General features: G+C 47.1%; 1 protein-coding gene. It reads left to right on the top strand.

Annotation, left to right across the window (positions count from 1 at the left end; genetic code table 11):
- A partial coding sequence (locus KH400_RS20705) for a hypothetical protein (RefSeq protein ID WP_217227885.1) occupies nt 1–1,255 on the top strand: 1,255 nt, incomplete at its 5' end.
- Nucleotides 1,256–1,417: the final 162 nt, after the last annotated feature.

Here is a 1,417-nt window from a genome sequence, read left to right as displayed (position 1 = left end):
AGGAAAGGAAAGAGGAGAGAGGGAGGGAAAAGAAGAAAAAAAAAAAGAAGAAGAAGGAAGGGGGGGGGGGGGGAGGAGGGGGAAGAGAAAGAAGAAAGGAGGAGAGAAGGGAAGGGAAAGGGGAAGAAGAAAAGGGGAAGAGGGAAAAGGAGGGGAAAGAAAAAAAAGAAAAAAGAAAAAGGAAAGAGGGGAGGAAAAAAAAGAAGGAAGGAAGAAAGGAGAAAGGAAAAAAGGGAAAAGAAGAAAAAAAAAAAAAGGGGAGAAGAAGAGGAGAGGAAAAGAGAGAAAAAAGAGAAAGGGGGAAGAAAGAGGAGGGGAAAGGGGGGAGGGGAAGGGGGAGGAGGAAAAAGGGGGAGGGGGGGGAAAAAGAAGAGAAAGGAGAGGAAAAAGGGAGAAAAGGAGAAGAAGGAAGGAGGAAAAAGGGAAAGAAAGGAAAAAGGAGAAAGAAGAGGGGGAAAGGGAAGAAAAAAAGAAAAAGGGGAAGAGGGAGGGAAGGAAAGAGAGAAGAAAAAGGGAGGGAGAAAAGGGGGAGAGAGGGAAGGGAGGGAAAAGGAAAGAAAGGGAGGAGGGAGAGGGGGGGGAGGAAGAAAGAGGGGGAAAAGAGAAGGGAAGGGGAAGAAAAGGGGGGAGAAGAAGGGAGGGAAGAAAAAAGGGGAAAGAAAAAGGGAAAAGGGGAAGGGAAGAAGGAAGAGGAAGAAAAAAGGGGAAAGGGAAGGAAGGAAGGAGAAAAGAGGAAAAAAAGAGGAGAAAGAGGAGAGGAGGGGAAGAGAGGAGAGGAAGGAGAGAGGGGAGAAAAGAGGGGAGGGAAGGAAAAAGAGGAGAGGGGGAGGAGAGGAAAGGAAGAAAGGAAGGGGGGGGGGGGAAAAAGGGGGGAAGGGAGGGGAGGGGAGAGAGAGAGAGGAGGGAAAAGGAGAAAGAGGGGGGAAAGAAAAAGAAGGGGAGAAGGGGGGGGAAGGAGAAGAAGGAAGAGAGAAGGAGAGGAAAGAAGGGAGAGGGGGGGGAAAGGAGGGGGAAAGGGAAGAGAGAAAAGAAGGGAGGAAGGAAGGGAGGGAAAAAAGAAAGAAAAAAAGAAGAGGAAAAAAAGGGAGGAGAAGAAAAGGAAAGAAGGAAGAGGAGGAAGGAGGGAGGAAAGAAGGGGGGGAAAGGAGAGAGAAAAGAAAAAGAGAGGGGGGGAAAAAGGAAAAAGGGGAGGAGGGAGGAAGGGAGGGGGGGAAGGAAAAGAGGGGGAGGAGGAAGAGAGGAATGGGAAAATTAAATAATATTAAGGGGTAAAATATATGGTAGTTTGATTATAGTAAGTAAAAAATAATGGTTTAGAAAAATTTGGATTTTTGAAATGTAGTATTTTAGTGTAAGAGAAAGGGAAGGAAAGGGGGGAAAGGAAAAAGGAAGGAGGGAAAAGAGAGGAAGGGAAAGG

This window comes from Desertibacillus haloalkaliphilus (genome assembly GCF_019039105.1).
In the GTDB taxonomy this organism is placed as follows: Bacteria; Bacillota; Bacilli; order Bacillales; family KJ1-10-99; genus Desertibacillus; species Desertibacillus haloalkaliphilus.
This window is presented reverse-complemented; position numbering and strand designations above follow the sequence as displayed.